The 25945-nt window shown below is 44.5% G+C and carries 24 protein-coding genes and 4 pseudogenes; 14 read left to right on the top strand and 14 right to left on the bottom strand.

Annotated elements, in window-relative coordinates; all coding sequences use genetic code 11:
• Positions 1-794: 794 nt before the first annotated feature.
• Together BQ5591_RS16505 and BQ5591_RS16500 are read left to right on the top strand one after the other, a co-directional pair.
• Entirely contained in the window at positions 795-1358 is a 564-nt protein-coding gene (locus BQ5591_RS16505; protein WP_071150142.1) for a helix-turn-helix domain-containing protein, read from the top strand.
• Positions 1355-2293 carry a phage integrase SAM-like domain and Arm DNA-binding domain-containing protein gene (locus BQ5591_RS16500; protein WP_071150141.1) on the top strand — a complete coding sequence of 313 codons (939 nt, stop codon included), beginning with the start codon at positions 1355-1357 and terminating at the stop codon, positions 2291-2293. The genes BQ5591_RS16505 and BQ5591_RS16500 overlap by 4 nt, the downstream gene beginning before the upstream one ends.
• A 455-nt stretch (positions 2294-2748) precedes the next feature.
• Here the strand turns inward: BQ5591_RS16500 and BQ5591_RS21465 are convergent, their stop codons facing one another.
• From BQ5591_RS21465 to BQ5591_RS16470, 7 genes are all read right to left on the bottom strand, one after another.
• Positions 2749-3006, bottom strand: coding sequence for a hypothetical protein (locus tag BQ5591_RS21465; protein WP_159434497.1), 258 nt, complete (start codon positions 3004-3006; stop codon positions 2749-2751).
• 416 nt (positions 3007-3422) lie between these two features.
• A complete protein-coding gene (locus tag BQ5591_RS16495) occupies positions 3423-4718 on the bottom strand; it encodes a sigma-54-dependent transcriptional regulator (RefSeq protein ID WP_071150140.1) in 1296 nt (431 codons plus the stop codon).
• Positions 4706-7012 carry a hybrid sensor histidine kinase/response regulator gene (locus tag BQ5591_RS16490; protein ID WP_071150139.1) on the bottom strand — a complete coding sequence of 769 codons (2307 nt, stop codon included), beginning with the start codon at positions 7010-7012 and terminating at the stop codon, positions 4706-4708. The genes BQ5591_RS16495 and BQ5591_RS16490 overlap by 13 nt, the downstream gene beginning before the upstream one ends.
• Before the next feature lie 31 nt (positions 7013-7043).
• Positions 7044-7703 carry an HAD hydrolase-like protein gene (locus BQ5591_RS16485; protein ID WP_071150138.1) on the bottom strand — a complete coding sequence of 220 codons (660 nt, stop codon included), beginning with the start codon at positions 7701-7703 and terminating at the stop codon, positions 7044-7046.
• The gene (locus BQ5591_RS16480; protein WP_071150137.1) at positions 7700-8884 is read right to left on the bottom strand and encodes an MFS transporter; all 1185 of its coding nucleotides are present in this window, start codon (positions 8882-8884) and stop codon (positions 7700-7702) included. The genes BQ5591_RS16485 and BQ5591_RS16480 overlap by 4 nt, the downstream gene beginning before the upstream one ends.
• A gap of 11 nt (positions 8885-8895) precedes the next feature.
• On the bottom strand, positions 8896-9222 hold the full coding sequence (locus BQ5591_RS16475) for a DMT family transporter (protein WP_071150136.1): 327 nt from the start codon (positions 9220-9222) through the stop codon (positions 8896-8898).
• A gap of 33 nt (positions 9223-9255) precedes the next feature.
• Complete coding sequence (locus BQ5591_RS16470) at positions 9256-9780, bottom strand: nitroreductase family protein (protein WP_071150791.1); 525 nt, start codon at positions 9778-9780, stop codon at positions 9256-9258.
• 161 nt (positions 9781-9941) lie between these two features.
• Between BQ5591_RS16470 and BQ5591_RS16465 the strand changes: the two genes are divergently transcribed.
• The 3 genes from BQ5591_RS16465 (at position 9942) to BQ5591_RS16455 (ending at position 11433) form a co-directional block, all read left to right on the top strand.
• The gene (locus BQ5591_RS16465) at positions 9942-10505 is read left to right on the top strand and encodes a Crp/Fnr family transcriptional regulator (RefSeq protein ID WP_068855421.1); all 564 of its coding nucleotides are present in this window, start codon (positions 9942-9944) and stop codon (positions 10503-10505) included.
• Between the two features lie 291 nt (positions 10506-10796).
• Positions 10797-11093 carry a helix-turn-helix domain-containing protein gene (locus BQ5591_RS16460; protein WP_071150135.1) on the top strand — a complete coding sequence of 99 codons (297 nt, stop codon included), beginning with the start codon at positions 10797-10799 and terminating at the stop codon, positions 11091-11093.
• 34 nt (positions 11094-11127) lie between these two features.
• On the top strand, positions 11128-11433 hold the full coding sequence (locus tag BQ5591_RS16455; protein WP_071150134.1) for a helix-turn-helix domain-containing protein: 306 nt from the start codon (positions 11128-11130) through the stop codon (positions 11431-11433).
• Between the two features lie 84 nt (positions 11434-11517).
• On the opposite strand, the gene BQ5591_RS16450 is transcribed toward BQ5591_RS16455, so the two are convergent.
• From BQ5591_RS16450 to BQ5591_RS16440, 3 genes are read right to left on the bottom strand one after another with little or no spacing between them, the layout of a single operon-like run.
• Complete coding sequence (locus tag BQ5591_RS16450) at positions 11518-11895, bottom strand: transporter (protein ID WP_071150790.1); 378 nt, start codon at positions 11893-11895, stop codon at positions 11518-11520.
• Between the two features lie 5 nt (positions 11896-11900).
• Entirely contained in the window at positions 11901-13160 is a 1260-nt protein-coding gene (locus BQ5591_RS16445) for a site-specific integrase (protein WP_071150133.1), read from the bottom strand.
• 35 nt (positions 13161-13195) lie between these two features.
• Positions 13196-14425, bottom strand: a complete 1230-nt coding sequence (locus BQ5591_RS16440; RefSeq protein WP_071150132.1) for a site-specific integrase — start codon at positions 14423-14425, stop codon at positions 13196-13198.
• A gap of 285 nt (positions 14426-14710) precedes the next feature.
• Between BQ5591_RS16440 and BQ5591_RS21930 the strand changes: the two are divergent.
• Positions 14711-14890: pseudogene (locus tag BQ5591_RS21930) on the top strand (tyrosine-type recombinase/integrase); the annotation flags it as partial.
• 222 nt (positions 14891-15112) lie between these two features.
• Here the strand turns inward: BQ5591_RS21930 and BQ5591_RS16430 are convergent.
• Positions 15113-16399, bottom strand: coding sequence for an IS1380 family transposase (locus tag BQ5591_RS16430; RefSeq protein WP_071147970.1), 1287 nt, complete (start codon positions 16397-16399; stop codon positions 15113-15115).
• A gap of 376 nt (positions 16400-16775) precedes the next feature.
• On the opposite strand from BQ5591_RS16430, the pseudogene BQ5591_RS22315 reads away from it, so the two are divergent.
• The 7 genes and pseudogenes from BQ5591_RS22315 to BQ5591_RS16400 all read left to right on the top strand — a co-directional run.
• A pseudogene (locus tag BQ5591_RS22315) lies at positions 16776-16853 on the top strand (tyrosine-type recombinase/integrase); the annotation flags it as partial.
• A 300-nt stretch (positions 16854-17153) separates the two neighbouring features.
• Entirely contained in the window at positions 17154-17507 is a 354-nt protein-coding gene (gene mads1 / locus BQ5591_RS16425; RefSeq protein ID WP_048927615.1) for a methylation-associated defense system helix-turn-helix domain-containing protein MAD1, read from the top strand.
• On the top strand, positions 17504-18103 hold the full coding sequence (locus BQ5591_RS16420) for a BT4734/BF3469 family protein (RefSeq protein WP_071150131.1): 600 nt from the start codon (positions 17504-17506) through the stop codon (positions 18101-18103). Before mads1 ends, BQ5591_RS16420 begins: the two co-directional genes overlap by 4 nt.
• Positions 18054-19859, top strand: coding sequence for a DUF3987 domain-containing protein (locus BQ5591_RS16415; protein WP_071150130.1), 1806 nt, complete (start codon positions 18054-18056; stop codon positions 19857-19859). Before BQ5591_RS16420 ends, BQ5591_RS16415 begins: the two co-directional genes overlap by 50 nt.
• A gap of 101 nt (positions 19860-19960) precedes the next feature.
• The gene (locus tag BQ5591_RS16410) at positions 19961-20329 is read left to right on the top strand and encodes a MobC family plasmid mobilization relaxosome protein (RefSeq protein ID WP_071150788.1); all 369 of its coding nucleotides are present in this window, start codon (positions 19961-19963) and stop codon (positions 20327-20329) included.
• Positions 20313-21212 (top strand): relaxase/mobilization nuclease domain-containing protein, encoded by a 900-nt coding sequence (locus BQ5591_RS16405; RefSeq protein WP_071150129.1) that lies wholly within the window; start codon positions 20313-20315, stop codon positions 21210-21212. The genes BQ5591_RS16410 and BQ5591_RS16405 overlap by 17 nt, the downstream gene beginning before the upstream one ends.
• Positions 21212-21535: pseudogene (locus tag BQ5591_RS16400) on the top strand (hypothetical protein); the annotation flags it as partial. The gene BQ5591_RS16405 and the pseudogene BQ5591_RS16400, both read left to right, overlap by 1 nt.
• On the opposite strand, the gene BQ5591_RS16395 reads toward BQ5591_RS16400, so the two are convergent.
• On the bottom strand, positions 21536-22705 hold the full coding sequence (locus tag BQ5591_RS16395) for an IS4 family transposase (protein WP_071150128.1): 1170 nt from the start codon (positions 22703-22705) through the stop codon (positions 21536-21538).
• Between the two features lie 129 nt (positions 22706-22834).
• Between BQ5591_RS16395 and BQ5591_RS21925 the strand changes: the two are divergent.
• Positions 22835-23155 (top strand): annotated as a pseudogene (locus BQ5591_RS21925) (hypothetical protein); the annotation flags it as partial.
• A 322-nt stretch (positions 23156-23477) separates the two neighbouring features.
• Here the strand turns inward: BQ5591_RS21925 and BQ5591_RS16390 are convergent.
• The gene (locus BQ5591_RS16390; RefSeq protein ID WP_071150127.1) at positions 23478-23939 is read right to left on the bottom strand and encodes a hypothetical protein; all 462 of its coding nucleotides are present in this window, start codon (positions 23937-23939) and stop codon (positions 23478-23480) included.
• A gap of 5 nt (positions 23940-23944) precedes the next feature.
• Entirely contained in the window at positions 23945-25924 is a 1980-nt protein-coding gene (locus BQ5591_RS16385; protein WP_071150126.1) for an ATP-binding protein, read from the bottom strand.
• Positions 25925-25945: the final 21 nt, after the last annotated feature.

The following is a 25945-nucleotide window of genomic DNA, read 5'->3' as shown; positions in this document are numbered from 1 at the left end:
GCATACAGGAAAGATGTAACCATTTGTTTATGCATCTCCATATAAATGTTTTCAACTTTACATTTTACTTCTAAAGAATAGATTCTTTGTTCTGTTTATTCCTGGTCTCAATGTTAAAAATATTTCACCTTTGCAGTACAAGTGTCTGCTAAAATCACCGATCGATGGATATGCTATGAAATTGCGACAACCATTGATCATGGAATTTCGTGGTTAAGGTTTATAATTGGCTTTAAGATATTACATTCTTTACTTCCAGCATATAGTTGTGCTTGTGAATTATGCGATGTTTATGAATATGCGCATTGATTGCCTACAACACTGAAAACTAACTGGGGACTGAACGGATATCACCAAAAATGCTGAACGGGTATCCACCGGAATATGCACATAGATGATTATTTAATAGTAAGAATTGGCTGTGAAACGATTTTTTTCGTATAATTGCTCAATCTTTTTTTGAGGGCTTTTTCCCCTATTTTAAGCTTCAAAAAGTACTGCTATAAAATACCCATATTTGTACCATGTTATACATAACTAACTGATTTTCAGCACACGTTATCTTTGAGGAAGTCAAATGATTCCGATAAGTAAACAAATAATAAACAATAAGCAAAAGCGTGCAGCTCAACGAGTTGCACGCTTTTTGCGTTTATAGGGTTCATGGTTTCTATGTGTTTTCTATAGGCTTTTTTATCTCTTATTTGCGACATATTTGCGACAAGACAAAAAAGTAGATAATGTGGAACTAAATTCTACTTATCTATACTAATACATACTTAAAAGTAGATAATATGCCAACAATCGGATTTGAAATCAAAAGGAAGTGCAAAGTCTGCGGCAAGGTTTTCGTCGCAAAGACACTTGACAGCTATTATTGTTCCCCAAAATGTGGTAAAGTGGCTTGGAAGCGCAAAAAGGATGTAAAAGATAGAAATGCAAAATTAGAAGCCATTGCCCAACAAGTACCAGACATCAGAGAATATATTTCTGTAAAGGAGGCAGTAGCAATGTTTGGGGTAGAACGTAGTACTCTCTATCGCTTAATCAAATTGGGACGTATTCCAGTCATCAATTTGGGTACAAGGCTCACGCGTATCAAACGCTCCGAAATGGAACAACTTTTCCTAAAGAGACCGGAAAGTATTGCCGAAAAAGAAAAACCTGTTCCTAAAACATATAGCTTAGAGCCAGAGGACTGTTATACCATTACAGAGATTTGTGAGAAGTACCATATTAATGATAGTTCAGTATGGGCGCATGTTAGAAAATACTCTATTCCTTCAAGACAAATAGGAAACTATGTATATGTACCCAAACAAGAAATAGACAATCTATATAAATCAGAAGTAGAATGAAGAAAGCATTACCAAACACCAAAGTGACCGTCAAACTCAGGAAATCAAATTATAAAGATGAGTGGTATCTTATTATAGAGTCATACCCGGTTTACAAGCGAGGCTCTAAACGGGCAAGCCGTGTGGTTGAATCAATTAACCGAACCATATCCACACCAATTTGGGACAAGTCTTCCATTGCACGAATCTTGCCGGATGGAACATTCAATTACAAACCTAAGCGTGATTTGAATGGAATCATCCAATGCCGTTCAACGATAGATCAAGAGGCTTGTATCTATGCCGACAATGTGCGTAAGTTACGGCAGCATGAATACGATAGCGCAATTCTATATACAGATAAAGAGAACGAAATCGCTGCACAAAACGAGCGGAGCGAACAAGACTTTATCAAGTACTTCAATAGCATTATCAGTAAAAGGCATCCCAACAGTTCCGATTCAATTATAGTCAACTGGAGACGTGTGGGCGAACTGTTGAAGATTTATTCTAAAGGACAACCAATCCCATTCAAGGAAATCTCCGTTAAACTACTCGAAGATATTAAGATGTTTCTGTTACGTGCCCCCATGGGAGGAAATAAAAAAGGAACGATCTCACAGAATACTGCATCTACCTATTTCTCTATACTCAAGGCCGGATTAAAACAAGCGTTCGTTGATGAATATCTTACCGTTGATATAGGTGCAAAAGTAAAGGGGATAACAAACATTGAGAAGCCTCGTGTTGCACTTAGTATGAATGAAGTGCAAATGTTGGTTGATACTCCTTGTAAGGACGATGTTTTAAAACGTGCTGCCTCCTGGATTTCACGTCCTCTGAAAGTTTGGATAGAAGCATCCGGTATAAAGAAGCATATCACCTTCCATTGCGGAAGACATACCACTTCTCCTTACACGTTGAAAACAAGTAATTTACAAAGAATATCAGCTTAACAGGTAACGATATAGAAACCAGCGGGCTTCTCTATTCTGCAATGTTCTGCACTAATCAAAAGAACGCTTTTCTTATTTGCAAAAGTAGTGTTTTTATCCCTTATTACCAAAGTTATTCTTCTGAAAAATAGAGAAAATCAAACATCTTTTCATTATTGCCATTAGTTGCTCATCTTGGTGATGAAAAATCAGTAGCACTGCACCCGCGTTTAAATTCATACTGTTCCTCAATTGTATTTAAGCTTTTCTGTTGACGGATTAGTCTGTTGGAAGGTTTGCCTGTCTGCCAGTGTGCCAGTAGGCAGGTAAGCTGGCGGGCCAGTCGGCAGGCAAGCAGGACGGCAGGCAGGTTGGAACGCGAGCTGGTTTGCAGGCCAGTGTGTGTATGTCCATACGCTTTTGTTTATTTATTGCTTCATTATTACATTGATAGCCAAATGTATTGTACCACAGATTTACATCATCCAAGCTCTACCCCTTAAAATCCGCACCCCATTGCTGATACTTTTATTTGAAGTTTTGCTGTTGTAAACCAGTACGACAGCAAAACGATAAATCAGCGTACCATTGAAACTATGTTGCAGCAAACCTGTATAGAATGAATTTTCTGAATGTTCGCTTCTGCCCGTCATCGTTTTTGCAAACCATTGGTTCCATGCGTTTGCAAACAAGCGAAGATGTATCTGCCTAAAATTGCATTTCTCTATTGGCATAAAGCTGATTTTGGCTGTAATTGGCACATATAGGCATCGAACTGACGCTATTGCCTGTATAGCAGAAGAAAGGAAACATAACTTTCATTCTCCGTATCCTCAAACTAAGGTTCAGACTTGTACACAGACTTATTCCCGTTCTTCTTTTGGGCAGTTTGGGCATCAGGAAACGATGCTTTGGGAGCCGTAATAACAGCACAATTTCCAATCCATTTGCTGACGGATTTCTTGTGCTCTTAAAAGCACAGCAAGGTGTCCTTCGAGTTACCCGAAGGCTTTTCGGTTACTGCCGAAAAGTGGCAGCAGCAAGGTATGTTTCGAGTTACTCGAAACCTTTCGGGTTACTCCGAAAGCCTTGCTGCCGGGTTGCCTCTCCGAAGTCGGGCAACCTGTTCTAACCTTGTGGTGTTCTTGGTCTATTCCTTGTACTTTATGCCGTATAATCTTATCTTGTTGTACAGCGTGGTACGTCCGATGCCGAGCAATGCCGCAGCCAATTTGCGGTTGCCTTTCGCCTGTTCCAGCGCACGGATAATCTGTTTCTTTTCCATATCGTCCATTTCCAGTGAAGCGTCAGACGTCAGCGGCATTTCATCGAATTCCAACGTGTCCGCCGTGACCGTATCGCCCTCGGTATGCAGCACCGCCAAATGCACGACCCGTTTCAGCTCTCTCACGTTGCCGCCCCACGTATAGGCAAGCAGTCGTTTTCTTGCCTCCGCGTCAAAGCCTTTTACTTGCTTTTCAAATTCCTCGTTGGCAAGTTGTAGGAAGAACTCCGCAAGCGGTATGATGTCCTCCTTGCACTCGCGCAGCGGCGGTATGTGCAGGGTGTATTCTTTCAGCCGTTGGTAGAGGTCAGCCCGGAAACGCTTTTCAGTTATGGCAACCTGCAAATTTTCGTTGGTGGCGGCGATGATGCGCACATCAGCCCGCTTGTCCTTGCTGCCGCCCGTGGGTCTGTACATTTTGGATTCCAACGCACGGAGCAGCATCTGCTGCACTTCTATGGGCAGGTTGCCTATCTCGTCAAGGAACAACGTGCCTCCGGCGGCTTCCTCCCAGAAACCTTGTTTCTTGCTTTCGGCTCCTGTGAACGCCCCTTTCTCATGTCCGAACAGGGCGGAGGCGGCAAGCTCCTTTGAAAGCAGGCCGCAGTCCACCGCCACGAATGGCTTGCCTGCCCGTTTGCTCCTCGCGTGTATCTTCCCGGCAATGTGTTCCTTTCCTGTTCCGCTTTCGCCTAATATCAATACGTTCATGTTGGTCGGGGCGACCAGCCTTATCCTGCGGTCTATCTCACGGAAAGCCGCGCTCTGCCGCTCGTAAATCGGTGTGTCGTGCCGCTCCGTCCTTTTCTGCAAGGTTTTCAGGAGCGGGAAAAAGTTGGCTTCAATCAGCGGCTTCGGGATGTAATCTTCCGCGCCTGACTTCATCGACCGGACGGCCGTGGGCACTTCGTCGTAGTCGGTCATGACGATGTAGGGATTGTTCATGCCCTGTCTCCGCAGTTCTTCCAGCAGGGCGATGCCGTCTCCGTCGGGCAGGCGCAGGTCGGCAAGCACGATGTCGTCCTCCCGCATCTTGGAAAACAGTTTCCTTGCCCCGTTGCAGGTGGAGGAGCTGACGCTTTGGAATCCCTTGCTCTCCAGCAGTCCGCACACATAACCGGCGAATACGGGATTGTCCTCTATCACGATTATCCGTCCCATCGTTCCGCCTCCTTCCTCGCCAAATCTACAATCAGTTTGCCTTGTGCCAGTACGGCGTCAACGGCTGCCTTCACTTCGTTATCTGATATTTTTCCTTTGTGGATTGTGTCATACAATACCGCCAACGGCTGTTCCGCCTTTATCAGCATCCACGAGCTTCTGAGGTGGTGTATCCAGCTGTCCAACGCCTCCATGCCCCCGGCTTCCGCCGCCTTGCGCACTTCATCCATGTCGGATTGTGTCGTGGCCGCCAGCTTTTCCAACGTGCGCTGCTTATCGCCGAAAGCGAGCAGGGGCGACAGATCTATATTGCTTGTGCCCTTTGGCTTGATGCAGCGTTCCGTGACTGCAAGCAGTTCGTCTATGGAATAAGGCTTGTACAGCACGGCGGCAAATCCTTTTTCCGTCAGTTCCTTTTCTTCCACATAGCCTGCGGCGGTGGCTGCAACAACGGGGATGGTCTGCGAGTTGCCGATCTCCGACGTGCGCAGCAGTTCCAGCACCTCATAACCATTCACCTCCGGCATCTTCAGGTCGGTTACCAGCAGGTCGTAGTCCTTTGTGCGCATACGGTCCGTCAGTTCGTCCACGCTTTGGCAGGTGTCGCACTTTACGCCGCTTTGCCTGTACATTTCCTTCATCATGTCCAGCAGCATCCCGTTGTTGTCTATCGCCAGCACGGAGTATCCGGAAAGCGTGGAATGCTTAACAGTTGTCTTTTCGGTGGCCATTGTTTCCTCCGCTTTGGGCAGTGGCAGGCTTACGGTGAAGCGGCTTCCTTTGCCCGGTTTGCTTTTCACTGTGATGCTTCCATTCAACAGTTTCACCGTGTCGCTGACGATGGCAAGCCCTAATCCGAAGCCGTCCTCCGTCACGGAGTTGCCCAGCCGCTCGAACGGGACGAATATCCGCAGTTGCTGTTCCTTTGTCATGCCCGTGCCTGTGTCTGACACTGACAAGGTAAATATGCCGCTGGTATATTCGGTTGTCAATGTGACACTTCCGTTTTTGGTAAATTTGATGGCGTTGGAGAGCAGGTTGCTCCCGATACTCAGGATGCGGTTTTTGTCACCACCCACTATCTCGTTCGCATGGTTTTTCACTGTGAAGGCAAGATGTTTGCTTGCTGCTAATGGCCCGAACTCCGTTTCCAATGTTCCGGCAATGGAGCATAGTTTGAACGGCTTTATGACGGGTGTTTCCTTGCCGCGGTCCAGACGGAAATACACCAGCAGGCTGTTTATCATCCCTGCCATGCGTCCAGCGGCATCATGGATGGCGTGTGCATGGCGCATGCGGCTGTCAGCCTCCGTGTCGTCCAGCAGCAGTTCGGCGTTGCCGCCGATGGCGGTCAGCGGGGTGCGCAGTTCGTGGGTGACGTTTTGGATGAGGTTGCGCCGCAACTTGATTAGCTTTTCATTTGCGTTATTGCTCTCCTGCAACTTTCCGATGAGTTGCTCACGCTGTTTCCGTTCGTGGTCGTTACGCCTGATTTCCCGGTGGATGGCAAGACCGGAGAGGAACAGCAGTACGATGGCGGCGGAGATGGTGGCGGTCAGCAGCCTGACGGACAGTGCCTGCGCCTCCGATATGTCCTGTTCTCGTGCGTCGAATGCGGCCTGTGCCTGCGTGTCGAGGTCGCGTATCAGCCGCCCCAGTTCCCTGTTCAGCGTCCGGTTGCGGATGCGCAGGCTGTCGGCGTATGCTTCCATCTCCGCCGCCTGTTTCCTTTGCAGGGCGGTCAGGCTGTCGCTGAAGGCGTGGAGTTCCCCGGCGGATGGCAGCACCTGTACGGTCTTCTTGCCGCCGAAGAAGCCTGCCAGCCCGCTTTTCTTCTTCCTCACGGTGCGGACACGTGTAGCCCGTCGGGCTACTTCGGGCAGGTGGTTCACCAGCAGGCTGTTTGCCTCGTCCTGCCGCTCCATCACCTCCATGATGTGCCGCAGATGGGTTTCCTTGTCCGTCAGGAGGGAGCGGAGCGTGTCTATCTGTGCCGGGCGCACGTATTCGCGGCAGAGCGGTTTCATGGCTTGCAGCAGGCTGTCGGTGCTCAGGAGCTGGGCATGGTAATGGCGGTAGTCCGTTTCGTCCCAGCCGACGACGCCCTCGCCCAACAGGGCAAGCCGGGTGATACAACGGTGGGCCTCACTTATGTCACGGCGCACCTGCCGGATGGTTTCCGTGCCGGCTTCTATCTCCCTGATGCGTTTGCGCTCATGCACCAAAATGGCGGCCATGCTGCCGATGACCGCCATCATGATAACGTAGCCTGCAAGAATTTTAAATTGTAACACTTAATAACAATCTGTAAATTTATGTAAATAGCTACACTTTGGCAAGAAGTTCATACGTAAGTTCTGTTACTGAAGAAACCAGCCTGTCAGCATGAACCGATGATAATTCTGCTTCTGAGCCATAGCCATAGAGAACACCAACACATTCCATTCCGATAGCATGGGCACCTGATACATCGAACTTGCGGTCACCCACCATTATGGCACTGTCCATATCGGTAATGTTTGCCAGCTGACATAAATAACGCATTACTTCGACCTTACTTTCCCGTGAACGATCGAAAGAAGCTCCTCCAATATAATCGAAAAAAACGGATAATCCAAAATGTTCCAATATCCGTACGGCGAATTCCGTGGGCTTGGAGGTTGCCACATAAAGATGCTTGCCTGCTTCACACAATGTCTTCAACATCTCCGGGATACCGGGATAGGCTGTGTTCTCGCACCAACCTTTTTCGGAAAAATATTCACAGTAATATCTTACCGCCTCGTCCGCCTGTGCATCGGAGAAATGATAAAATTCTCTGAACGAATAGGTCAATGGCGGTCCAATGAACGGGGTTAACTTATGCAAATCGTTTTCAACGATGCCATAGCGAGATAAGGCATATTGCACACTGTGGACTATACCTTTGAATGAGTCGGTCAGCGTGCCGTCCAAGTCAAATAGGATATGATGTTTGGAGCTCATATCTTACTTTCCTTAAATGTAAAACTGACCAGCAAGGACAAGGCAATGAAAGTCAGTCCCGCTATGGCTGTTCCCGTCCATTGAAAATGCTCCCAGCAGATGCCGGCTACAAACGTTCCCACAGAACCGCCAAGAAAATAAATGGTCATGTAAAGCGTGTTTACACGGTTGATGGCTTCAGCGTCAAGCGTTACTACACTGGTTTGATTGGCAAGATGAATGCTCTGCATTCCCGCATCAATCAGAAGAATGGCAATGATAATGCCTGCGTAGCTGTCGCCGCCCCACCATGCTGTCAGCCAAGCCACCAGCATAACGGCTCCACCCATGAGAGAAAAACGTCTGGCTCCATAAACAGAAATATATTTACTGATGAATACCACAGTAGCAGCTCCTGCCAATCCGCAAAATCCCAATGCCCCTATGATATCATCTCCGGCAAAAAAAGGGGCTTGCTTCATCTTGAAGGCAAGGCAACTCCATAAGGCAAAGAAAGCGCCATAAGCCAATGCCGCCCGAGCGGAAGCAATGCGCAGGTATGGATATTTCCGCAGAATATGCCATAGCGACTTCATCAGCCTTCCGTATGTTTCTTTTGCCTGTGCGGGCAATGCGGGAAGCACTTTGTACATCATCAACCAGCAATACGTCATCAGTCCGGCCGCTATGAAATACACCATGCGCCACCCCCAGGCATTGGCAATCAGTCCACTCAGTATCCGTGAGCCCAAAATTCCCACCAACAGACAGGACTGCATGATGCCTACATTGCGCGTCTTATGGCTTGGGGCTGAATGATAAGACACAAGCGGTATGAAGAACTGAGGCATGACAGACGTCGCTCCGGTTATCAGCGATGCCACCCATACGATACGGATGTCCTGTGCCGTACCAATCGCCAGCAGAGAGCAGGCTGCAAGAACGTAGTTGGTTAATATCAACTTACGGCGTGAAAGCAGGTCTCCCAATGGAATGACAAACAGCAGACCAAGCATATAGCCGACTTGCGTTAAGGTCGCTACCGCATTGGCGGATAAATCATTTATTTTAAAATCTGTGGCTATACTGCCCAACAAGGGCTGGTTATAGTAACAGTTGGCGACTGATAATCCGGTTGCAATGGAAAGCATGACCAGCAATGAAGCCGGAATACCCTGGTTGGCTTTCAATTCATATTTCATGTATTCCCCTTTCAGTAAGAAACAATCTTCAAACCTATCAAAGACGCTATCAGCGTGAACAAGAAGAAAAGCCGTATCGGTGTGGCCGGCTCCTTAAAGACAAAAATGCCTATCAGGACCGTACCTACCGCCCCGATACCCGTCCAAATGGCATAAGCTGTGCCTAACGGCAACGTTTGTACGGCCTTGGCAAGCAGTGTCATGCTTAATATTGTGGAGACAAGAAAACCTCCGCCCCAAAGATAGAACTCAAAACCGGATGCGGTCCGAGTCTTCCCCAAACAAAAAGTCAGGCTTACTTCAAAGAGTCCGGCCAATAATAAGATAATCCAATTCATAAAAAATCGCCTTAAGTAAATCGTGTGACATTTTTATCTAATTATACGGTAATACCCTTCTTTTCGTGTGACGGCAGGCGCTGGTTTGCCATCAGGATAGCCCAACGCCAAAGCACCGATGCCCATCAGTCCGTCAGGCAGCTCCCATGACCTTATCATCTCTTTCCCTTCATCCGTGATGAACATTTCTTTCTCTCTATGAATCCAACAGCTTCCCAAGTTCAAGGCATGAGCTGCAAGCATCATATTTTCAAGCACACAAGTTCCATCCTCGATAGCAGTATGAGCATTTGAGGGAGCAAAAACCAATACATAAGTGGGAGCATCGTAAAAAGGATTTGATTTGGATCCAATTACTGCCGCATTCATTGCAGCCAGTTTTTTGCGCTGCTCTTTATTCTGCACAGCTACGATAAACGCACTTTGGCGCCCTCCTGCTGAAGGTGCGTAAGTTCCTGCTTCAAGTACGGCATCCAATTCCACGCGAGAAATTTGTCTGTCCTGAAATTTACGACAACTGCGTCGCGTCTTAATAATCTCCAAAAAATCATGTTCCATATTATTCCGTGTTAAAGTTTGATGCAAAAGTAGGTACATCTTACACTAAACCTTTTTACATTTGGCAAAAAATGATTTCGCATTTGACAAAAAGAGACATGCTTCCTGATTTATGACGCATCTTTTTGTTACCTTCGCAGGGTGATAAGTGTTGATGGAGTATGAAACTGGAACAGATTTTAAGTTTAAGATACCCTCTGCCTGAAAAGTCTTTAGACAAATTGCATCGTTGTATGTCAGAGATTACATTGCCTAAAGGATTTCATATATTGGAAATAAACAAGGTAGAGAAAGATATATTTTTCATTAAACAGGGTATTGTCAGGGCTTTTACTTATGTTGACGGAAAAGAAATTACGTTTTGGATAGGCAAGGAAGGTGCTACCATTGTTTCTATGAAAGGATATGTAAACGACGAGGCTGGATATGAGACAATGGAACTGATGGAGGATTCTGTTCTGTATGTCTTGAAGAGGAAGAAATTGCAGGAATTGTTTTTGGAAGATTTGCATATTGCTAATTGGGGACGACGGTATGCGGAAATGGAACTTTTGGAGACTGAACAACGATTAATCTCCATGCTCTCAGCTATCGCCTCAGAGCGTTACAGGCAACTGGTTGAGATGGATCCGGAACTCTTGCAACGGCTGCCATTGGGCAGCATAGCCTCGTATCTTGGCATTACGCAGACAAGTTTAAGCAGGATAAGGTCACGAATGAAATAGCTTTATTTACAATTTAGCTTTTGCAACCATTTTGCAGTGTCACTTCATATAATAACGCCACAGGCTTCCATATCGGTGCCAAATGCTTCCACGCATGCACAAGGTGATTGGCTTTTGCCAACCTAGTCTTTACTTTGCGTTGCCATGCAAAACGATATTCCCAGAGTATGAAAGATTGGGACAGCAAAATGCCACAAGCTGCCACCTAATCGCATATCCATCTCATTACGGAGAATACCGATTTACTTTGCAGGCAAAAACCAAGTATCAACATTAAAAGCAGTATCGACAATGGAAATTTTGATTATTCAGAAAGAGGCATTCGAGGAAATGGCGGCGAAGTTCAGCCGTTTCGCGGAACGTGTGGATGCCCTCCTTGCCAAGCAGGGCGGCAAGTCATTAAACCGCTGGATGGACAACCAGGAAGTCTGCCAGCAGTTGAACATCAGTCCGCGCACGTTGCAGACGCTACGCGACAACGGCACGCTGGCCTATTCGCAGATTAACCACAAGGTGTTTTACAAGCCGGAGGATGTGCTGAGCATCGTAAAACTAATTGAGGGCAAACGGACGGACAGAGTCGTTTGATTATTATTGTCTTACCACTAAATCCAACGTGACAATGAGTGAAATGATAACCAAGAACCATGCGCTGGTCGCCCAGTTCGGCGACACGCTTGACCGTCTGCTGGACGGCATCGAGAATCTCGTGGCAAACAGCCGTCCGACATTGGGCGGCGAACGCTTCCTGACGGACAGGGAGGTGTCGGCACGGCTGAAAGTGAGCCGCCGCACCTTGCAGGACTACCGCAACAACGGGATGATTGCTTACTATCAGTTGGGTGGAAAGATTCTCTACAAGGAATCGGACATCGAAAAGATGCTTGCCGCCAATTACCGCGAAGCATTCAGGCGTGTCGGCACATAATGCCTGCCGTCCCATGATGAAGAAGCCGACAACGGAGAATTTGCCTTTCCTGCCTGTTGTCGGCTGTTCTTCCTTTCACCTTTTCTAATTGTTCACTCTCAAACCATTATATGGAGAGAGCGAAAAGAAAAGGTTTATCGGCTTGCTATTGCGGCTCGTAGTCAGGCATTCCACAACGAACCGTCTGAAAGCCATACATTCCCTGCTCCGCAGCTTGAAAGCGACGGCGACCACCATTTCAAGGCTGAACACATCATAGCTTATCCTTCCGTCCTGCCTGACATGGCGCACCGTTTCTTCCTCCGACAGTTCCTTGTTCTTGTAGATGGCAGCAATGACCTTGCGGACATAGCAACCGAACACATTGAACGCATCGGACATTTCCTGCTGCGTCATCCATACGGGAGCGGTCGGCATAGCGACCGCCCCGTTTTCCGTGATTGTGATGATTCCGCGTTCCATATTCATTACCCTATTTGCCCATTATCAAAGTCTGTTTCTTTTGGCAATTCTTGCCTTTTGTACCATTTGCCTGTTCCGTACATCATTCTGACCGCCATCAGGTTGTCCATGTCCTTTGAAATTTTCTTGTCCGTAACCTCCGCGTACCGCTGGGTTGTTCTTATACCGGAGTGGCCCATCATCTTGGCGATGCTTTCGATGGGTATTCCCTCCGAAATCAAAAATGTTCCGAAGGAGTGTCTGGCTTGATGGTAGGACAAGTTTTCTTCCCTTCCTATCGCAACGCCCAATTCGTGTATTTCGAACCACATCTCGTCACGGCTCGGAAGCGGAAAGACGGACTTGGTGTCGTCCGTGGTGTTGTAGAGGTCGAGTATCTGTTCCGCTATCGGGTGCAGGGGGATGAACGCCTCCACGTTGGTCTTCTTGCGGTTGATGCGGATGTAACGCCTGCCGTCCGCCGTCCTGCCGATATGGTGCGGATGAAGCAGCATGATGTCCACATACGCCAAACCGGTGAACGTCGAAAACAGGAATGCCCTGCGCCCCAATTCCTGCATGGGGTCGAGCATGGGAGTTTCAAGGATGTTTTTCAGTTCCGCACGGCTGATGTGCCTGTGCTTCGGTGCAGGCTTTTTCTCGTATTCCATGTCCTCCAACGGATTGGCGCGGAGTATCTCGTAGTCCACGGCAAGGTACACCAGCTTGCTCAGCCAGCACAGACACTTGTTCGTCTGTGACGGACTGAAGTTCTTGTAGCGTTTCAGAAAGGCTTTATAGGAATTGCCGAAATCCTCCGTGATGTCGGTGAACTCAATGTCCTCCTTGCCCAACGAGGTGAGGTATTCTTTCAGATATTTCTGATAATATCCCGAATGGCGGTAGGTGGACGTGGAGTTTATCTCCTTTGAACGGGCAAGCAGCCGTTCACGTTCCCTTTCGCCCATCTGTAACAGCTTGGTGGGGATAACTGCTCTTTTCGCCAATGTGTTTTTCAGCAGTTCGGCGCTCACCACGTTCTGTTTCTTCAACGAGTCCTCATAGGCAAGCTCAACGGATTTGCGGAACTCCTGCAAGCGGTTGTTCTCTCTGACGGTGCGGATTACGCCCGTCTTGTTGTTCCAGTCCTCCGGCCTGCAATAGATGCCCGTTGCCATCGTGGAACTCTTGCCGTCTATGGTGATGCGGCACAGGACGGCGGTCGTGCCGTCAGCTTTCACTTTGCTTCGGTTGATATACGGTAATATGGAAAATGTACTGCGCATAGATGTATTGTTTTTAAATTGCTGATTTTAATTGGTTACAAAACAAGTTTCAAGTCTTTGGTCGCTTCGATGTATTTGTCCATGTCCTCAAATAGCTTCTTCGGGGTGACACGGGCATAGACCTGCGTGGTCTGGATGTCGGAATGGCCCAGCATCCGGCTGATGGTTTCAATCGGCACTCCGGCCTCCAGCGTAATCAGCGAGGCGAACGAGTGACGTGCCTGATGATAGCACAAGGTACTGCTCACCCCTGCAAGAACGGCGAGCGATTTCATGTGTCGGCGGAGGTTTGGATGGTATATTATCGGGAACAGCGTCGGGCGGTTGTCGTCATGGTATTTCTCTATTAGGGCGAGTGCTTCGGGCAGCAACTTCACGCTTGCCCGAAGCTCGTTCTTCTTGCGGCGATATTTCAGCCAGAGGCTCCCATCGTCGTCCGTGTAGAGGTTCTCACGGGTGACGCTCACCACATCCGCATAGGCGGTTCCCGTATAGCAGGCAAACAGGAAAAGGTCGCGGACGAGTATGTGTGTGGTGCGCCATGCGGGTATCTCCACATCACGGATTTTCTCGAAGTCCTCGCGGCTCAACGCCCTCGGTGTCCGCTCTGTCTTTTGAGGCAGAGTGAAATTGGCAAAATGGCATCTTTCCGCATATCCCTCCTTGTAGGCTATGCTGCATACCTTTTTCAAGATGGCGAGGTAATGGCGCACCGTGTCCACCGCCAAGCCTTTCACGTCCATCACATAGTTCTGGTAATCGTGGATGAACTGTTCAGTAAGCTGCCCGAAAGCGATGTCCTTCGTCTTGAACTGCCACTCGATGAACTCGCCCAATGTCCTTCTCATGTAGTAATAGCCGGGATAGGTTCCTTTGGCACGGTCGATGCCGATATGCGACTTCAAGTCCTCGCAGATACGGTCGGTCATTCTCAGCAACGTCATCTGCGTGTCCATGCTTCCCTGAAACAAGTCCTTGACCGCCGTGGCGTCAAAGTCCCGCTCGCGCTCCACCAGCGTGTCGAACGCCGCATTGACCGCAAGCAGCAGCTTGTCCAGTTTTGCGTTGGTTTCCACCGCCTCGCGGCTCTTGCCGTCCAGACGGCTTTCTCGCGCGTTCCACAAATCCGGCCTGCACGACAGCTTGCATCCGAACTGCGCCATCGTACGGTTCACTGTGATACGACCCATTATCGGGGCTTTGCCCGACTTGTCCGTTCCGCTCTTTTTCAGGTAGAGCAGCACCTTGAATTTTTCTACTTTCATACGCTTACTGTTTTTGTTGCAAAATTAACTTATGAGTAAGCGTCCATTGATTTGCAGAACGGTGCGTATCAGCGCAATCGGCACGGGCGTACAACAATTTCATTTTCCGTGCGTTACCTGTCCTTGCTTCGGTAACTGACAGCTAACGGCTTGGTAACTGAAATGGTGCAATATTCCGCACTCCGTTGCGTTTCCGACATTTGGCAGAATAATGAAAAACCGCTCATTTCAAACGGGTTACGTTTTATCGTTACTTGTTTACCAACGGCTGCTTTGTGGGTTCTGTTCCACCACGGAGGACACAGCTTCGCTTCACTATTGCTGGAAAATGGTGTTGACATATATACCATTAAAGATTTAATGGGTCATACAAATGTCAGAACCACGCAGATTTATACGCATATCGTGAACGAGAAGAAAGAAAAAGCGGCTAATACGCTGCATATAGATAACCTGAATTTATAAGTCAAGGCAGAAATTCCGACTATTACAATTCAGCAACTCAGGTTAAGTAATCCTCAAATCCGCAACCGCCCTCATAAGATGACACAGAGGTCAAAAAGGTAGCGACACTGTGGCAAAAGAGGGTGCAACGCAGCAAAAATCGCCACAAAGACGCATTAAATCCCCTTACCCCACCATGCGACTTGAGGCAATACGCAAAATCACGACCATAAGTTGTCGGTGTCATCCAAAGTCATTCTGGAACACATCAGCATAAGCGTTGTTGCATGAATAGATATTCAGCACATACTGCCTTGATGTCCTGACCCATTTGGCTGGCACAGAGATGAACTTGAAGACAAACGCCTTGATGCGGCTTGTTGCTTTGAGTCCGAACCTCTTCACGTCAAGCCTCGCCATGATGAATTTATAGAAGTTGCGTATGAGTGCCGTAAGCAGAAGAAACACCGTGTTTTCTCCCATGAAGGATTTTGGAAGCCTGTTCCAGCCGAATCCGTTATTCATGTCATCGAAGATGCGTTCCTTCCCTCCACGGAGGTTATAGAATTCGACAATCTCTTTCTCGGAAGACTCGTAGTCATTTGTAAGGATGCAGCGGTAGGTGTATTCTCCTTCCCACAGGTCGAGTTCGCCGTCTATCCGCTTCTGTCTTTGAATCACAAGACGGTATGCCTTCCCTTTCCATTTCTCGATGAGAATGGAGGCCAGCTCAAACTCAATGCCGCCCAATTCCACTTTCTTCCAACCTCTGAGGGCAAAGATGTCATTGTAGAGCGAACTGCATCGGTTGGCACGGATATAGAAGGTCTTGCAGTGTTTAGCAATCTCTTCCACTATCTCTTCAGAACACGAGCCGCAATCAGCTCTGAAACGGTTGATCATAAGCTTGTTCTTTTCAAACCTTTCAAAGAACCTCTTCAGCGTGTCCTTCTGGTGGAAACGGACATTTGTGTTGCCGTCGCTGTTCTCAATGCCGACAATCAAGTCGCCAATAACCGCCACGCCAGGACGGTATCCGAGAAACTTCTTGTATGTGGGTTTCGCATCAAACTTCTCAGCCTCTATGAACTGGTGGTCGAAGTCAACGTCATACCCCTCGCCATCTTTCAGCTGCCCTGTGGACAATAGGCAATTGAGGAGCAGTGTATTCAGCATGTCTGCCGTGTTTAAGTCGTAGGTCTTGCCAGTGTCGGATGTGTAGGAAATGTTATCCTGGGTCAGTTCCTTTATGGCTCTGAGAATCGTGTCGGCACTGCATGTGCGAAGTGTCGGATGAAGCGAGAGGTGATACATCAGATGAGTGGTGACATCCTCTATGCATGAGCCGCCACAGAAATAAACGCTCATAAGCGAACGGATGATTTCGCTGTATTGATAACCATACAGCCTACATCTCATACCGAGGGTTGAGTCGATTACAGATGAGAGATTGGAGTCAAATTGCTCCATTATTGAAAAAATTCCTCCAAAAGGAGAGAGTTTCTCAGATTTTATTGCTACCTTTGCCATGTCTGTCGGGTTTGATACATATTTTGATTTGCAACACTAAGATAGGTGAAAAATCTGACATGGCAAAATCCTGAGCAACTTTTTGTTGCTCAGGTACTTATAAAATAAGTTAAACTAAAATGCTGCGGAATTTAGGGTAATTACATGTTTATCGTTATTTGCCCCTCATTAAGCACCGGATTTTTGAGGGGTATTTTTTACTGGTATGAATTTTTTTACCAAAGATTATAGATTAAATAGTCTATAATGATTTATATACAACATAACCTATAATTGTGTAGAAGGAAAAATACTTCGTTTTTCCACCTGCTTGATTCACTATAAAAAATTACCGGATAGCTAAATCTTTAATGTAGCATACAAACATTAGCCCCCCCAGATTTATATGCCCAGCGTGAACGAACAGAAAGAAAAAGCAGCTAATACATTACACATCGAAAATTTGACTTTGTAGGTCATGGTGGAAACTTCCACCCTTGAGCATCAATAACTTATAACAAAGAATCATAAACACATCATAATTTACCCCTCATTAAGCACCTGCTTTTGAGGGGTATTTTGCATCATAGACACTCTCAATGGAGAGCATTTTACTATAAAAAGAGTTTGCTCCCTCTTTTATTATCCTTTTGTGTTAATGAAAATTAAATCTATCGGTGGTGAATGAGTGGGTAATTGGTGACTTTCAAGCACCTATTTAGCACCCATAAACATAAATATACTTTTGCGGCATTAACTCCAAAATACGAAAGATATGGCTTATAAAGTAAATTCGTTGGAGGAGATGCCAAATGCATTGTCCTACCTGATTGAGTCCGTAGAGGCTCTACAATCTAAAGTAAATGCCCTGCAGAATAAGCAGGCAAGTAATTCACCCAAGTGGATGGATATAGACGAGCTTTGTGCTTACCTACCATCGCATCCTGCCAAGCAAACGGTTTATGGATGGGTTTCAGCCAAACAAATCCCCGTACATAAAATAAATAAGGCTCTGGCTTTTCTACAATCAGAAATTGATGACTGGTTGAAGAACAAATCGCATAAGACACAGGATGAATTGATGGAGGAAGCCAGACGATTTGTTGAATCCAAAAAGATTATCAGATGATGGGAACGGCTGATTATTGTTTTTCATTCTTTCGCAAACCCATCCAGAACATCGAACCGATAAGAGCTGTAGGTATTGTGGATGTGTACCGCTATATCACCGGGCATTATGCACAACCACAAACCGAAGCCTTACGTCTGATGGCTACTTCTCCTGAAGCCAAAAGGTACAAAGCCACCCATTTTGACTATTGTACCTTTTCTGGACTATTCCGTAAGCGGAATGAGAGGGAACTGATAATGCACTCCGGATTGATGTGTCTGGATTTTGATCATGTGGAAAATATTATGGAACTAAAGCAAAAGTTACTCAACCATGAGTATTTCGATACGGAGCTATTATTTGTCAGTCCATCCGGTAATGGATTAAAATGGATAATACCCGTTGACTTGAAAGGCTGGGAACATTCCCGGTACTTTAAGGCTGTTACCAACTGTATCAAAGCAACAGGCTTGCCGTTGGTAGATATGTCCGGAAGTGACGTTGCTCGTTCATGTTTTTTGCCACATGATCCACAAGCATATATTAACCCTAAATACAAAGATGATGTCGAAGAAAATATTTTTCGCCCAAGATTGGGAGAATGTCCCTTCTGAAACACAGCAAACAGATATGCCAAGTATCACTCCACTATATAATAAGGTGGAAGAAGATGTGGAACATATTGTCCGGGAAATAGAGCAGCGTGCCATTGATATAACACCCAATTATAAAGATTGGGTAGAATTGGGCTTTGCGCTTGTGGACGGATTGGGAGAAAATGGACGAGAGTATTATCACCGCATTAGCAGGTTTTACCCTAACTATCAAAGGGAAGAAACCGACAAACAATATACACATTGTCTGCAATCCAAAGGACAAGGTATTACCATTCGTTCTTTCTTCCATCTTGCGAACCAAGCCGGAATTTCGCTGGCTCCATTCAACAAAGAACATTTATCCATTTTGCCAAATATCCAAAATGGAAAAACGGGTAAATGGATAAAGTCAGAGGAAGAACTTCCAGCATTTCCTGAGTGTGTATTCGATCATCTTCCCTCTTTTCTAAATGAGGTTGTCAACAATTCTATATCGCTGGATGACCGTGATACAATATTGATTGGGGCGATTGTGTGTTTATCTGTCTGCTTTCACAATATTTGTGGAGTGTACGATGAACGCATCGTTTATCCGAACCTTTATCTGTTTGTAGTAGCAGATGCCGGTATGGGGAAAGGTGTGTTGACTTTGTGCCGGGAACTTGTAGCACCTATCAATCGTAATTTGCATGAACTTTCCAAACGATTGGAGCAGGAGTACAAGGAAGCAATGAACACTTACATCAAAGGCAAGAAAGATGGTGGAATGACCATGCCAACTGAACCGCCTATGCGAATGCTTGTCATTCCTGCCAACAGTAGCGCAAGTTCTTTCCTGAAGATATTGGGAGATAATGACGGAATCGGACTGCTATTTGAATCGGAAGGTGACACATTAAGCCAGACTTTGAAGTCGGACTATGGTAATTATTCAGATGTATTACGAAAGGCATTTCACCATGAGTTAGTCAGTTTAAGCCGCCGCAAGGACAGGGAATATTGCGAAGTCAGCAATCCAAGAGTGCCAGTCGCTTTGGCTGGAACTCCCGAACAGGTAAGGAAATTGATACCTGATGCGGAAAACGGTCTGATGAGCCGTTTCTGTTTTTATATCATTCGTTTCAAGAGAGGTATAAGAAACGTGTTTGCCACAAATGATATTTCCCAATCCAAGAATGCCATGTTCAAACTGATGGGGGATAAATTCTGCCATCTGCATGAAGAATTTGTCAGACAAGGTAATTATTCCTTTTCTCTTCCCTCTGATTTGCAGGAACACTTTATAGAATATCTAAGTCAGGTGAATGAGGAATGTTGCGACGAAGTAGATAACAAGATGCAGGGTGTAGTCCGACGGATGGGGCTGATTGCCTATCGTATAATGATGGTATTGACTGCTGTCCGACATTTGGAGAATATGCCCCACGAATCATCTTCCTTTGACAAGACTATACAATTGATTTGCCATAAATATGACTATTCCATAGCCATGAGTATCTGCGAGACCTTGCTTTGCCATGCAGTGTTCATCTATCGAAATTTGTCAGGAAATCAGCCCAAACGTCTACAATCCCTTTCACAAGAAACGGGCATTTACGCACGAAGGAATACCCTTTATAATATGTTGCCAGAAACATTCACCAAAAAAGATTATGACGCAACTGTTTTAGCTTTAGATGAAAATGGAAGTACGGCAAACAAATGGATAGAAGCCTTTATCAAAGATGGCAAACTAAGCCGAATAGAACAAGGTAAATATAGGAAGATTTTTTGAGTGGCAAGTTTGTGTTTTAGTGTCACTAAAACCTATATGGCAATCGGATAGAACTGCCACTCTCAAAAAATCAATTTATGTACATCAAAGTTTATATAAGTATGAAGGAAAAGAAACTTGGTGGTCGCCCAAGGTTGGCGAGTTACCAGAAACGCACGAAATGTTTCCGGGTAATGTTTACCGAGAACGACTATATCTATATACAATCCAAAGCCCAACAGGCAGGATTGTCTGTTAATGAATTTTGCCACCAGGCTGCAATGGGCTGTGAAGTCGGTCAGCGCATCAGTCCGGAAATGGCGTCGGCAATCCGTGACCTTTCCGGTATAGCCAATAATGTCAACCAGATCGCCCATCAGATGCACGTCTATGGTTTGGAAGCAGTGAAACAACAATGCTTTTCTATTATATCAGAAGTCAGCAGAATTATCACCCAAGTAAAAAATAACAGTCATGATAGCGAAGATTAAAACAAGAGCCGATTTTGGAGGAATAGTAAATTACGCCAATGACCAAAAGAACAAGAAAAAGAGTGCCACACTTTTGGCACATGAAGGTGTTTGTGCTATCAACAATAAAACCATAGCAGATTCTTTTCAGATACAAGCCTCTATGCGCCCGAAAGTAAAAAGTCCGGTGAAACACGTATCACTTGCTTTCTCTCCGCAAGATACCATCCATTTTCCCGACGACGAAAAAGGAAATGCGCTTATGGTGGAGATTGCCAAGAAATGGATGGAACAAATGGGGATTCGCAATACCCAATATATCATAGCCAGGCATCATGATACGGAACATCCACATTGCCATATCGTATTCAACCGGATAGACAATGACGGTAATCTCATTTCTGATAGCAACGAAAGGATACGAAATGCAAAAGTCTGTCGTGCTTTAACCAAAGAGTATAAACTTTACTTTGCTCCTAAAAACAGCAAAGCCAGAAATAAAAGCCGTTTGCGTCCTCATCAATTACGTAAGTATAATCTTCGTTCCTCAACTCTTGATGCTTTAGCAGCATCTCGCTCATGGCATGACTTTTTCCGTATGCTCAAAGAAAAGGGAATAGATGTACGTTTTAATCGTGCAGAAAACTCTGATAATATTCGTGGTATATCCTTTTGTATGGATGAATTTAGCATTGCCGGTTCTAAACTTGATTCAGATCTAAGTTTTAACCGTCTTTGTGCAACATTGGGTAATGTGGCAACAGAACTTATAGTGCAACCCCATCAAGCAATTGTTCCTAGTGCAGGCGGAGGAACCAGTAACGAACAGGGATGGCGGGATGATAAGAACAAGGATAACCAAAGAAACGAATCTTTTTATAAAACCTCAAAACGTAGAAGATAATGAAAGAAGATGTAGTAGCTGCAAATCTCGCAAATTTGCGTCAAAGTATCAATGAATTAAAGGAATGCGTTAATAGGCAGAATGTAACTCCAAACCAAACGGAGCAACATATAAAGGTGGATTTGGATGAAAAGACCATTTATAATGGAGTTGCCAAAAGCTTCTGTACTTGCTGGAACGATGCACTGTCAGTAGTGAAGAAACATGTTTGGAAACAACAACCTGATACATTGCCATTTTCACTATGGTTCCCCAAAATTGTTGACATATTCAAGCAAAAATCAAGGTTACTTGAATACATATATACCCACACTGCTGGGCACTTAGTCCCAGCTGATTTTCAATTGTTTATAATTTAGTTCTTTGACATTTTTGTAATCGCAATTGGTAAGCATCTCTCTTACAGGCGTTTTATCCAGTAGAGAAAAACTCAAAATTTGTAGGATTTCGTAGATTGGACGGTTAACTTTCAATTTGTAAGCGACAATGGCAACCAGACAGTATGTTATGATGGCACAGTAGACTTGTGTCTTGACTGCATTCATCGTGGTTCCCCAAAAAGATTTTACTTTCAGGTGTTGCTTTATCCATTTGAAAAATAGTTCCACCTGCCAACGGTTCTTGTATAGCAAGGCTACTTCCTCTGCTGAGAGTTCCATGTTGTTGGTGATGAACACAAATTCTCTGCCCAGTTCTTCATCGTAGTATTTAACCCGCCGAAGTTTGTCCGGATATGCTTTGAGCGATTTATACGTTTCAAGTATTCCAATCTGGTCACATTTTATTCCGGTTGTTTTATCGACTTCACGGGAATACATTCTACGGAATCTCATATTATCCTTTGCACGTGTAACGAAGTAAGCACCACAGGTGTGAAGCTTATGCAAACGGGTGAAGTCAACATATCCTTTATCCATGATATAGAAACTTCTCTTTTCATAACTCAACTCATCCAGCATGTTTACGTCATGTACTTTAGCATTGGTTACCAGTACGATTGTCGGTATGGAAGTCTTTACATCATACAAGGTATGAAGTTTGATGCCTCCTTTGTGTTTCCTAAATTCCGCCCACCAAAAAACATTCAGACAAAGGTCTATGGTGGAGGAATCAAAGGCATAAACATTACCGTCAACTTTCACCTCGAAGTCATTTTTGTTGTAGCTATTACGGGCTTCCGCAATCAGGGTATAAGCAAATTCTTCGTAGATACGATGATCTCTATTCCGGTTTGCTTTCCCCAGATTGGTACGGCTAACTGTTGCACCGAATCCCAAGTGATAGTACTTGCTCTTGTGTGCCTCAAGGCTGAGCATAAGCTCACGCATACTATCTCGGGCGGTCAGTTGTCCGAAAATCATGCACAGCATCTGATTCCAACAGGTGAATGTTCTGATTTTCTTATTCCCGGAATACTTCTCTACCAAACGGTCAAAGACACGACGGGGAAGAAAATCTGTAAGTTGAGCGAAGATATATTTGCCTTGGTTCATTGTTTTTAGCTTTTGGACAAAGCTAAAACAACTTTTCAATTCAAATCGTCACGCTCCAAAAAGATATTTAACTATGCGATTATCAAAGATTTCAAAGAACGATGTTTAATTTAAAGTGCCCACTAGTGATATGCCCACATTTGTGATTACAATCTCAATCGCCTTAATATTGAGATTAATACGGAGAACATATTAAGACGGCAGGATGAGATACTTTCAAAAATCAACGAACTGAAACATCCAATAACCATTATTCCACCCAATATAAATGGACTGTTTATACGGGGACATCATATTAAACTTCGATATGTTATAGTTATTGTAGCCTTAATTTTGACGTGGGCTGTTGCTGCTTCCGTTAGTAGTCTGAAATATAAGGAAGAATCTTTTGCGCATTATTCCATGTATCGGGCGGTGAAGGAGCAATTTGAAAGGGTGATTGGACAATAAAACAAATTACACTCTTCTTATACAGAATAAGGTATAATCAGCACGTACTTGTTTCCAATAGATATTATTAGATTATAGTAGTCCCGACTCAGAGGCGAATTTTAATGAATCGTACCGAGTCAGGGCTAATTTTTCTTATTTTATCTGAGACTTATGAAAATAAAGGCATAAGGAAAACAATTGTCTCCATTTATCAGACAGCCTTAACGATATAAATAGAATAGGCAGCAACACTATCCAATATTTTGTGTAAATGGAAACAGAATTGCGTCATAGTTTTCCTTTGATAATCTCATCTATTTACGAAATTCTTCCATTTAAGTTATACGATAGAACTAAGTTCATCCTTTATCTCCTCATATCTCCTGTCCATATAGCTTATCAACTTATAAAATAAGGCTTCTTCGTCGATGTGCTCAGTATATTCTTTTAGAATGCCGAAACCTGTATTTGCACACTTTTCGGCAAGGTTATATACCTCGTCGCGATTGCAAATATTGTCAATATTTTCGGGCTTATCTTTCAGCTCTTTTTCGTAGTACAAGCACGAAAGTAACGGTTCTACGTTGGTCAGGAACTCTGTGCGAACAATAGATTTCGTTGCGCCAACTGTTGATATAAGTGTAGGCTCTTTACTTTCCATCTCAGAGAGTGCTATGGCAAAACAATATAGGTCTGTGCGCGTTGTTACGTTCTTGTGGAGCTGGAAGTACTTGGTCTTCTCAATGTTCTCAATAAAACCGTCATCATATACTTTTGCTATGTTTAATGTTACTCTTGCCATAATTCTTATTCAATTACTGTTATACCATCTTCAATTGCTAATCTATTAAACGTGGCATATTGGTTCTGCAAAGCTGCCGCCACTTTTTCATCGTACTCTACAGGGGTGAACGTCAGTATTACTTGCTTAGTCTTGGCTATTTCGCAGAGTGTATTGACAAAATTCAAGCGGTTATCCTGATCTACACGACCAATAGGTGTGTCGATAAATAACAGGGAGTCGTGCATCGATACCTTCTGTAAGGCAAGTGTAAACGATAGGGCCAGCAGAGCTCGTTCGGCTGCACTACAAGAACCAAGTGTCTGTGAACCATATTTGTCAAGCAGACGGAAAGTGTAATCCTCCAGAATTTCTACTTTAGAGAAAGCGTCTTTCTTCCATAACAGTCGGGTGAATGTGTCGAATGTCTCTTGTTCCATTTCACGACGGCTTTCTTCTAACAAGTCAAGACGCGTTTCTTTTAAAATGTTCCGACATTTTTTACAATAGTCTGCTTGTTTATTTATTTTTTCGAGTTGCTGATTTTTTTCGATGAGTGACTTCAGCAATTTAGATTGATTATATAGCTGATTATCAAGTGCCTTTTTATGTTCCTCTTCAACACCTCTCTTGGCAACTATCTCGTCACGTTTCTGGCGATATTCTTTCTTATTCTCAATAGCCTTGGTTACAGCCTCAGTATTGGGGATATTCATCAAATAGATATTCAGTTGCTTCTCCTCTTCAAGATATTCGGTATATTGCTTGCGAAGTGCTTTTTCTTCCTCCATAAGAGTGGTACGACGTTCCTGATAATGTGACAATTTATCAATATACTGACGTAATACCACTACCGATTTGTTCAACAAAGCAGATGTCTCTGAGGACACTTCAAGTTCTTTTCTCAATTCTTTAATAAAACTATACGAATGGGCACTTAAATCTTGGTCACATATTAGGCAATGTTTGTGTTCCTCAATCGTCTTAAGCAGAAACTTATCTATGCGAGGTGGCAACTTACCGTGTTTGTCTTGCTCCTTTATATATGTATATAGATTTTTGATGGCAGGATATAGGGCAAAGTATTGAACATATTCACGGGCAAACATCATAAGTTCTGCTTTCTTCTTTGCAATATCACTTTTCAATGACTCTATCAAGTCATCAATTTCTTTTAACCTTGCCGTTTTCTCTGAAACGTGAATATGTCCGCTAATTATATTATCAAGTATTGCAATCTCATCATCACAATTATGGATTTGTCTTGTTAGGGTATTGATAGAATCTACGGTAGCATCAATGGCCTCCTGTGTTTTATCTAACTCTTTCTGTGCAGCAGAAATATCCTTAACAGAAGAATTAGCTATCTGAGGATTTAATACTCCAATCAAATAATTGTTAAAAGCAGCTTCTGCCTTCTCAATTATTTTTGCCTGCGTAAGTTCTTCTATGCCGTTCTTTATATTCTCAAACTGCCCTGCTTTGAAATAACTTTCAAGGTGCTCTCCGTCGAAGAATATGTATTCATGTATTTCCTCTGGTACATTCTTTTTCACAAGTGACAATGTTTCTTCTTCTGCATCTATTGAATTCCATTCTCCATCAACTAGATGCATAATCGAAAAATATGTATTTACAAGAATAACAGCTTCTTTTGTTACATTGAATTTACCTACCCTCTGGAATAGGATTTTCTCAGATGCATCATCTGATGAGAAAAGAATTCGTACGGTTGCATCACCAATCATACTTCCACCTTCTGGAAGATGCATACGCAGTTCATGAACCTTTTGATTGTTTAATATGGCAAGTGCCGTATTTTTATCTCCCAAATGCATTTCCTTGTCGTAAAGGCACCAAGTGATTGCATTGAGTACATTCGTCTTACCTACACCATTGTTGGCAAAGATAATATGCAAGTCATTCTCTCCATAGGAATGAGGAAACTTGAATGACAGATTTCGAAACTGACGAAAATTCTGAATTTCAATACTTTCTATTCTCATAGCATTATATAGATTTCATTA

Source organism: Bacteroides ndongoniae, assembly GCF_900108345.1.
GTDB classification, from domain to species: Bacteria; Bacteroidota; Bacteroidia; order Bacteroidales; family Bacteroidaceae; genus Bacteroides; species Bacteroides ndongoniae.
Note: the sequence above shows the minus strand (reverse complement) of the source record. Positions and strands in the feature narration are given on the sequence as shown.

Coding starts and splice junctions, on each gene's coding strand:
- BQ5591_RS16405 (WP_071150129.1), top strand. CDS start 20,313: ATGATAGCGAAGATTAAAACAAGAGCCGATTTTGGAGGAATAGTAAAT.
- BQ5591_RS16475 (WP_071150136.1), bottom strand. CDS start 9,222: ATGAATTGGATTATCTTATTATTGGCCGGACTCTTTGAAGTAAGCCTG.
- BQ5591_RS16460 (WP_071150135.1), top strand. CDS start 10,797: ATGGAAATTTTGATTATTCAGAAAGAGGCATTCGAGGAAATGGCGGCG.
- BQ5591_RS16415 (WP_071150130.1), top strand. CDS start 18,054: ATGTCGAAGAAAATATTTTTCGCCCAAGATTGGGAGAATGTCCCTTCT.
- BQ5591_RS16385 (WP_071150126.1), bottom strand. CDS start 25,924: ATGAGAATAGAAAGTATTGAAATTCAGAATTTTCGTCAGTTTCGAAAT.
- BQ5591_RS16440 (WP_071150132.1), bottom strand. CDS start 14,425: ATGAAAGTAGAAAAATTCAAGGTGCTGCTCTACCTGAAAAAGAGCGGA.
- mads1 (WP_048927615.1), top strand. CDS start 17,154: ATGGCTTATAAAGTAAATTCGTTGGAGGAGATGCCAAATGCATTGTCC.
- BQ5591_RS16485 (WP_071150138.1), bottom strand. CDS start 7,703: ATGAGCTCCAAACATCATATCCTATTTGACTTGGACGGCACGCTGACC.
- BQ5591_RS16495 (WP_071150140.1), bottom strand. CDS start 4,718: ATGGGACGGATAATCGTGATAGAGGACAATCCCGTATTCGCCGGTTAT.
- BQ5591_RS16450 (WP_071150790.1), bottom strand. CDS start 11,895: ATGGAACGCGGAATCATCACAATCACGGAAAACGGGGCGGTCGCTATG.
- BQ5591_RS16470 (WP_071150791.1), bottom strand. CDS start 9,780: ATGGAACATGATTTTTTGGAGATTATTAAGACGCGACGCAGTTGTCGT.
- BQ5591_RS16505 (WP_071150142.1), top strand. CDS start 795: ATGCCAACAATCGGATTTGAAATCAAAAGGAAGTGCAAAGTCTGCGGC.
- BQ5591_RS16445 (WP_071150133.1), bottom strand. CDS start 13,160: ATGCGCAGTACATTTTCCATATTACCGTATATCAACCGAAGCAAAGTG.
- BQ5591_RS16465 (WP_068855421.1), top strand. CDS start 9,942: ATGAAACTGGAACAGATTTTAAGTTTAAGATACCCTCTGCCTGAAAAG.
- BQ5591_RS21465 (WP_159434497.1), bottom strand. CDS start 3,006: ATGCCAATAGAGAAATGCAATTTTAGGCAGATACATCTTCGCTTGTTT.
- BQ5591_RS16395 (WP_071150128.1), bottom strand. CDS start 22,705: ATGAACCAAGGCAAATATATCTTCGCTCAACTTACAGATTTTCTTCCC.
- BQ5591_RS16420 (WP_071150131.1), top strand. CDS start 17,504: ATGATGGGAACGGCTGATTATTGTTTTTCATTCTTTCGCAAACCCATC.
- BQ5591_RS16430 (WP_071147970.1), bottom strand. CDS start 16,399: ATGGCAAAGGTAGCAATAAAATCTGAGAAACTCTCTCCTTTTGGAGGA.
- BQ5591_RS16390 (WP_071150127.1), bottom strand. CDS start 23,939: ATGGCAAGAGTAACATTAAACATAGCAAAAGTATATGATGACGGTTTT.
- BQ5591_RS16480 (WP_071150137.1), bottom strand. CDS start 8,884: ATGAAATATGAATTGAAAGCCAACCAGGGTATTCCGGCTTCATTGCTG.
- BQ5591_RS16455 (WP_071150134.1), top strand. CDS start 11,128: ATGAGTGAAATGATAACCAAGAACCATGCGCTGGTCGCCCAGTTCGGC.
- BQ5591_RS16500 (WP_071150141.1), top strand. CDS start 1,355: ATGAAGAAAGCATTACCAAACACCAAAGTGACCGTCAAACTCAGGAAA.
- BQ5591_RS16410 (WP_071150788.1), top strand. CDS start 19,961: ATGAAGGAAAAGAAACTTGGTGGTCGCCCAAGGTTGGCGAGTTACCAG.